Origin of the sequence: Streptomyces sp. NPDC051320, assembly GCF_040682175.1 — a bacterium.
Lineage (GTDB): Bacteria > Actinomycetota > Actinomycetes > Streptomycetales > Streptomycetaceae > Streptomyces.
The window spans coordinates 1-6,904 of the sequence record NZ_JBFBAL010000042.1 but is presented as its reverse complement, the minus strand read 5'-3'; the positions used below and the strand labels follow the sequence as shown (position 1 = coordinate 6,904).

8 protein-coding genes are annotated in these 6,904 nt (G+C 67.8%); all 8 read left to right on the top strand.

Translation table 11 applies throughout. The annotated features are described in order from the left end of the window. On the top strand, positions 1-1,224 hold a 1,224-nt coding region (locus AB0M87_RS33165; protein ID WP_365859590.1), incomplete at its 5' end, for an NAD(P)/FAD-dependent oxidoreductase. A 167-nt stretch (positions 1,225-1,391) separates the two neighbouring features. Next, positions 1,392-1,997, top strand: a complete 606-nt coding sequence (locus tag AB0M87_RS33160; protein ID WP_365859588.1) for a hypothetical protein — start codon at positions 1,392-1,394, stop codon at positions 1,995-1,997. Position 1,998: 1 nt separating this feature from the next. Next, positions 1,999-3,354 (top strand): glutamine synthetase, encoded by a 1,356-nt coding sequence (locus AB0M87_RS33155; protein WP_365859592.1) that lies wholly within the window; start codon positions 1,999-2,001, stop codon positions 3,352-3,354. Next, positions 3,351-4,457: a Zn-dependent alcohol dehydrogenase gene (locus tag AB0M87_RS33150; RefSeq protein ID WP_365859586.1), complete on the top strand. Its 1,107-nt coding sequence runs from the start codon at positions 3,351-3,353 to the stop codon at positions 4,455-4,457. The genes AB0M87_RS33155 and AB0M87_RS33150 overlap by 4 nt, the downstream gene beginning before the upstream one ends. A 1-nt stretch (position 4,458) precedes the next feature. Continuing rightward, positions 4,459-5,235 (top strand): gamma-glutamyl-gamma-aminobutyrate hydrolase family protein, encoded by a 777-nt coding sequence (locus tag AB0M87_RS33145; protein ID WP_365859584.1) that lies wholly within the window; start codon positions 4,459-4,461, stop codon positions 5,233-5,235. Next, the gene (locus AB0M87_RS33140) at positions 5,235-5,444 is read left to right on the top strand and encodes a hypothetical protein (RefSeq protein ID WP_365859582.1); all 210 of its coding nucleotides are present in this window, start codon (positions 5,235-5,237) and stop codon (positions 5,442-5,444) included. The genes AB0M87_RS33145 and AB0M87_RS33140 overlap by 1 nt, the downstream gene beginning before the upstream one ends. A 1-nt stretch (position 5,445) precedes the next feature. After that, a complete protein-coding gene (locus AB0M87_RS33135) occupies positions 5,446-5,655 on the top strand; it encodes an aldehyde dehydrogenase family protein (protein ID WP_365859580.1) in 210 nt (69 codons plus the stop codon). Continuing rightward, the gene (locus AB0M87_RS33130; protein ID WP_365859578.1) at positions 5,652-6,680 is read left to right on the top strand and encodes a dihydrodipicolinate reductase; all 1,029 of its coding nucleotides are present in this window, start codon (positions 5,652-5,654) and stop codon (positions 6,678-6,680) included. The genes AB0M87_RS33135 and AB0M87_RS33130 overlap by 4 nt, the downstream gene beginning before the upstream one ends. Positions 6,681-6,904: the final 224 nt, after the last annotated feature.

Genomic DNA, 6,904 nt, shown 5'->3' with positions numbered 1-6,904 from the left:
ATCGCGTCGGGTGAGGCCATCCTCGACTACCTCGGGGAGACCGTCGACGAGTACGGGCTGAAGCGGCACATCCGCCTCGAGCGCCGGGTGATCAGCGCCGACTGGTCGCACGACGACCGCTCCTGGGTCCTGGAGGTCGCGGGCCCCGCCGGTCTCGAACTTCTCACCTGCTCCTTCCTCTACATGGCCGCGGGCTACTACGACCACGACAGCGGCCACAAGCCGGAGTTCCCCGGCCAGCCGGCATTCCGCGGATCGATCGTCCATCCCCAGCAGTGGCCGGCCGACCTCGACTCCACCGGAAAGCGAGTCGTCGTCATCGGATCCGGCGCCACCGCGATCACCCTGGTCCCGGCCCTCGCCCAGACCGCGTCGAAGGTCACGATGGTGCAGCGGTCGCCCACCTATGTGGCCATCGACTCCGATGTCGACGAGGAGGCCAACCGGCTGCGCGCGGAAGTGGGGGACCAGGAGGCGTTCACGCGGATCCGGCTGCGCAACGTCCGCGACCAGCAGGCGAGGTACCACTTCGCACGCACCGATCCCCAGGCCTTCAAGAAGCACCTCTTCGATGAGATCGAGAAGATCGTCGGCCGCGAGTGCCGGGAGAAGCACTTCACCCCGGCCTACGAGCCCTGGGACCAGCGCGTGTGCCTGGTGCCCAACGGGGACCTCTTCCACGCCATTCGGCAGGGTAGGGCCGAAGTGGTGACGGGACACATCGAGACCTTCACCGAGCACGGCCTGCGGATGACCTCCGGCGAGGAGGTTCCGGCCGACGTGATCGTGACCGCGACCGGCCTGCAGCTCGTCACACTGGGGAAGATCCGGTTCAGCATGGGCGGTCAGCCGATCGACTTCTCGCAGACCTTCACCTACAAGGGAGTCGCCTTCAGCGGCGTCCCGAACCTCATGGTGGCCTTCGGCTACCTCAACTCCTCCTGGACCCTCCGCCTCGAACTGGTCAACCGGTTCTGGAGCTCGCTGCTCACCCGGATGGACGAACTGAGCGCGACGGTCGTGACCCCTGTACTGCGCGACGAGGACCAGGACATGTCGCGAGGACCCTGGGTCAAGGACGTCTCCTCGGGCTACCTCGTGCGCCACATGGACGACATGCCGGCCCAGGGCGACCGCGCGCCATGGATCAATCCCCAGGTCCACGAGCAGATGAAGGACCTCCTGGGTGCGGATCCCGAGGACGGCGCCCTGCGCTTCACGTAGCGCCCGGCAAAGAGCGATTTCTTTGCCGCCCTGTGATTGACACCCCCCTTTCACCGGGACTAGCTTCAAGTCGAACGACTCGATCAAATGAGCAAGTCATTTGATCGAGACTCTGTGAATGGCGCCGGCCCCCCGTGTTCGGCCGCGAATGATTGAGGTGGGTGCCCATGAGGGGCGCTGTGAGAATCGAGGTCGAAGCGGATCCGACTCCGCTCGTGCTCTCGCTGGCAAGGGTCTTGCGCGAGAGCGCGGCGGTACCCGAACTCCGTGATCTCCTCACGGGGCTGACCGGCACCGTGGCGCTGCGATCGCAGCTGGACGCCCAGACCGCGACCCTGCTCTTCGCCGAGGGCGGCGTGGACATCCACCACGGCGTGGACGAGGGCGTGGAGGCGATCCCCCTCGTGCCCTATTCCGACTACGCGCTCGCCGCGACGCCCGACGAACTCGCCTCGGCGGTCCAGACACTGCTGAATCCGCCGGTGCCCGCCTGGCGTGACGCCGCATTGTCCTTCTGGGCGGCGAACCAGGGCTCGACCGGATTCCCCGAGGGGCTCCGCGTGGTCTGCCAGACCGAGGAGGAGGAAATCCGCTTCGGCGAGGACGCACCGGCGTACGAGGTGCACGGCCCCGCAGACGCGCTGGCGGCGGTGTTCAGCGGCCGCGGTGAGACTTTTCTGTTCGCTCTCGCAACCGGCGTCACCGTCGTCGGCAGCGTGGCGCACCTGTCGGCAATATGTGGCGCGCACTGGAAGGTGAGATTCGGTGTCTGAGATGACCATTGATGAGCTCGACCGCTGGCTGGATGAGCACGGCATCACGTCCGTCGAGATCCAGGCAACCAACCTCGACGGCACGTTCATCGGAAAGACCCTGTCGCGAGGCAAGTTCCTGGGCAGCGTCGAGCAGGGATTCGCCTTCGCGGACGTCGTGTTCGGCAACGACCTGAGCAGCACCCCGATCCTCGGTATCCCCTTCCCTTCCTGGCGCGGCGAACTCGCGGACATCTTCCTCCGCCCCGACCTCAGCACGCTGGTTGTGTGGAAGCCGGGCAAGGCGGCCGTCATCGGCGACTTCTGGACCAAGGACGGCACCCCGGTCTCCGTCTGTCCGCGCAACCTGCTACGCCGCGTCGAGGCCGACGCCCAGCAGCTCGGTTTCACGGTCAACACCGCCATCGAGATCGAAGCGACCATTTTCGAGGAGTCGGTTCGCGAAGCCCGCGCCAAGGGCTACGAGAACCTCACTCCGCTCGGCGGCACCAGCGGAGGTGCCTACGTGCTCGCCAAGGACGCGGACTGGCGCGCGTACCTGGAGCGGGTGGAGGAACGGCTGCGGGCCATCGGCATCGACTGGGAGGCCTGGAACGACGAGGCCGCCGCAGGCCAGATCGAAGTCAATGTCGCGATCGGCAGTGCCGTCGAGGTCGCCGACCGGTGGGCCCGATGTCGCCAGGTGATGCGCGAGGTGGGCCACGAGCTCGGCCGGACCGTGACGTTCATGGCGAAATGGTCGGACGCCTGGGGCCAGGCGTCGCACCTGAACCTCTCGCTGGGGACGCCGGACGGGAACGCCTTCTACAGCCCCGACGCTCCGTCTGCGGTGATGAGTCGGTTCATCGGCGGCGTGATGCCGGCGATGGCGGGTACGACGTCGATCGCCCTTCCCTTCATCACCTCCTATCGCCGGCTCATCCCCGCCGAGGGTCCGCCTACGACCATCAGTTGGGGAGTCGGTAACAAGACGACGGCGGTGCGCGCCGTCGTGGACCACCCGAAGCAGTCCCGCATCGAGTACCGCGTGCCCGGTTCGGACGCGAACATGTACCTGGTCACCGCGGCCGTTCTCGGCGCAGGCCTCTTCGGAGTCCGTAACGAACTCGAGCCGCCCACCCCCTTGACCGGCATGGCCTGGTTCCGCCCCGACGGGGAGCCGATTCCGGCGAGCATCAGCCAGGCGGCCTCGGCAATGGAGGCGGACAAGATCCTGCCCGAGGCGCTCGGAGTTGAGTTCGTCAGCTACTGGATCGGCACGCGCCTGTCGGAGTGGCTGTCGTTCCACACCGGTGGGGGCGACCCCGACTGCGGGATCACTCCGTGGGAGCGCAGCCGATACTTCGAGCTGGCATGAGTACCCGGATCGCAGCCGCCGTGCTGAACACGGCGCCGGGCCTCCTAGAGCTCGAGGAGCTCGTGATCGACGATCCCGGTCCGGACGAGGTACTGGTGAAGGTGGCGTACGCCGGCCTTTGCCACTCGGACCTGCACGAGATCGACGGGACCTTCGAGACCCAACCGCCGATTGTCCTCGGTCACGAGGCGGTTGGGGAGGTCGTGGCCGTCGGCGCAGGCGTGTCGGAGTTCGTGCCGGGCGACACGGTCGTGACGTGCCTGTCCGTTTACTGCGGTACCTGTGAGTACTGCGTGACCGGCAGGCAGACCCTGTGCGTGAACCGCTCACGACTGCAACAGCAGCGATCCCGACCGCGGCTTACCAAGCGCGACGGCCGGCCGGTGCGGCCGACCGCCGGCATCGGTGCCTTCGCGGAGATGATCCTCGTCCACAAGAACGGCCTGGTCGCCATCCCGGACGACATCCGTCCGGAGACTGCGAGTGTGCTCGACTGCGCCGTCACGACAGGCATGGGCGCGGTCCTGCACAGCGCCTCTGTGCACACCGGGAACAGCGTCGCTGTGATCGGACTGGGCGGAGTTGGCTTCGCCGCCGTTCAAGCCGCGCAACTGGCGGGCGCGGCGCAGATCATCGGGATCGACGTCGTGCCGGGCAAGCTGGACCGGGCCGTCCATTTCGGCGCGACACACGTCGTCAACGCGAGGGAGACCGACCCGGTCGCGGCGGTGCGGGCGATCACCGGCACCGGCGTGCACCACGCGTTCGAAGCGGTCGGCTCGGGCACCACGGCCGGACAGGCGTTCGCCATGCTCCGGCCGGGCGGCACCGCCACCGTGATGGGCATGATCCCGGACTCGCAGCCGATTGCGGTCCGAGGGGCGGAGCTGTTTCTGGAGGAGAAGCGTATCCAGGGCTCGTTCATGGGCTCCAACCACTTCAAGGTTGATGTCCCGCTGTACGTGCACTTCAACCGCATGGGCCTTCTCCGCCTCGACGATCTCGTAACCGCCCGGTGCGACCTGGCCACCATCAACGACGGATTCAAGGCCCTGGCGTCCGGACAGGAGATTCGCGTCGTCGCTCGGGTCGGGGAGGTATGACATGCCGAAGCCGCTGATCGGAATCACAGGCCGGCGCCTGAGCCTCGGCATGGTGAAGAGGGCCTCCCGTCGCTTCCAATTCCAGTTCGCCGACTCGCACTTCAGTGCATTCGGCGACAACGTGACCGCCGCTGGCGGAATCCCGGTCAACCTGCCGTTCGGGGCCGATGCGGAAGGCATCGTCGATCGCCTCGACGGACTCATCGTCACCGGCGGGCAGGATGTCCACCCTTCCCGATGGGGCGGCAGCGCCCAGGTCGACCCCGCGGTGGACCCTAGGTGGGACCACGATGCGCCGGACCTCGAACGAGACGAGTACGAGGCGGCCCTGATCGTGGCCGCGCTCCAGGCGAACGTTCCGATCCTGGGCGTCTGCCGCGGTCACCAGCTGCTCAATATCGTCCTCGGCGGCACCCTCGTCGAGCACATAGAAGAGGGCTCGATCGTCCACTCGTCCCCGAACTTCGCAGCTGACGACGGCGACGACGAGCACACCGTCCACTTCACGCCGGGAAGCCTCGCCCACACGCTCTACGGGCCCCAGCGCGTCGTCAACTCCTGGCACCACCAGGCGGTCGACCGCCTCGGCCGAGGACTCACCGTCATGGGCACCACCACCGACGGCGTCGTCGAAGCCATCAGACTCGCCGACAGCCCGGTGGTGGGGGTGCAGTGGCATCCCGAGTGGATGGCCTCGCCGGACCCTGTCTTCGACTGGCTCGTCGACCAATCGGAGGCGAACCTCCTCGGACACGCCATGAGAGGAGGCGCGACGTGATGAACACGGACCGAACGAGCACCGCGCGTTCACTGGACGACTGGCTCGCTCTCAAGAGCGGGCTGAGCCTGTCGCGCGGAATGTGGATCAACGGCGAATGGGCCGAATCGAGGACAGGCCGGACGGCCACCCTCGTCAGCCCGCGCGACGGACTGCCCTTCGCGGACATCCCCAGCCGGGCCGCTGGCGTGCGAGGGGCATCGCGATGACGTGCTGGACGAGGTGCGCAAGGGGATCGCGGAGGGAGCCCGGCTCGTCCTCGGATCGGACCGGAAGAGGACCGACGGACTGTACGTGGATCCGGTGGTCTTCGTGGACGTGGACCAGCACAGCCGCCTGGCCCAGCACGAGATCTTCGGCCCCGTCCTGTCGGTTCGGTGCCGCCGTCCCGCCTGTGCTGAAGGAGGCACTCGAACATGACCAAGCCGACCGGCGTCGTTCTCGTCGGACTCGGAGCCACGGGCATCGCCGTCGCCGAGTCGCTGGTGAGCCGACGCGACTGCGCACTCCTGGGTGCGCTGGACATCGGGGTGGACAAGGCCGGAGTGCCCCTCGCCGACTTCGTCGCCGGCGCGCCGCGTGTCCCCGTGGTCGCCTCCGTCGCGGAGCTGCCGCCTGCCGACGTGGCCGTCGTCGCCACGTCGTCCTGGGTGGACGCGATAGAACCGACGCTCACCGCCCTCATCGAACGGGGGACGAACGTCGTGTCGATCTGCGAGGAGCTGAGGGATCCGACCCGGAGCCACGCCCAGGCCGTGGCCCGCCTGGATCGGCTCGCGCGCGAACACGGCGTCTCCGTACTCGGTACCGGTTGCAACCCGGGGATGCTGATGGACACGCTTCCGCTGGTGCTGAGCGGCCTCACGCTCGGGGTGGATCGCGTGTCCGTGCGGCGTACGGCGGACATGAGCCGCTACGGCGCGATCCTGAGGAAGTTCGGGCTGGGTATCATGCCGGCCGAGTTCGACGCCGAGCGCGATGCGGGTCGCGTCATGGGGCACGTCGGCTTCGCGCAGAGCATCAGTGCCCTGGCCCGTGGACTGGAATGGGATCTTGACTCGATCGAGGTCGACACCGTCGAGCGAGACCTGATCGCGGAGACGGAACGCAAGGGGCAGCACGCCGTCATCCCCGCGGGAACCGTGACGAGCGTCTTGCACCGGGCTCGTGGACTGGTGCAGGGGAAGGCCGTCATCGAACTGGCCACCCGATTCGGCATCTTCGACCCGGAGGACGTCGTCGAACGCGGCGACGGACTCCTGCTCGTCGGTCGCGAGCAGACGATCGAAGTCGTCGTGCCCGGCGGGTTCGAGAGCTTCTTTTCCACTGTGGCCATGGCATCGAACGCCGTGACCGCGGTCGTCGAGGCGGAACCGGGCTTCCGCACCGTCGAGGACCTGCCGGTGGGCGCCCTGGCCAGCAAGGGCGCCCGCGTCGCGCCCTGAGGCTCCCGCAACACCTCGCCCGGTACCGGGCGTCAGACAGACACCGGGGCACCCACCGCCTTCCTGGGGGGCCTGTTCCGGTGACGTGGAAGGAAGGAACATCGAATGGGCTTGGAGTCATCGCGCATCGCCTTCGAGCGAGCCCGGCGCAGTGTGGGAGCGGGGGTGGGTTCAGGCCTCCGCGCGGCCATGCAGCCGCATCCGCTCTTCGTGAGCGAGGCGCG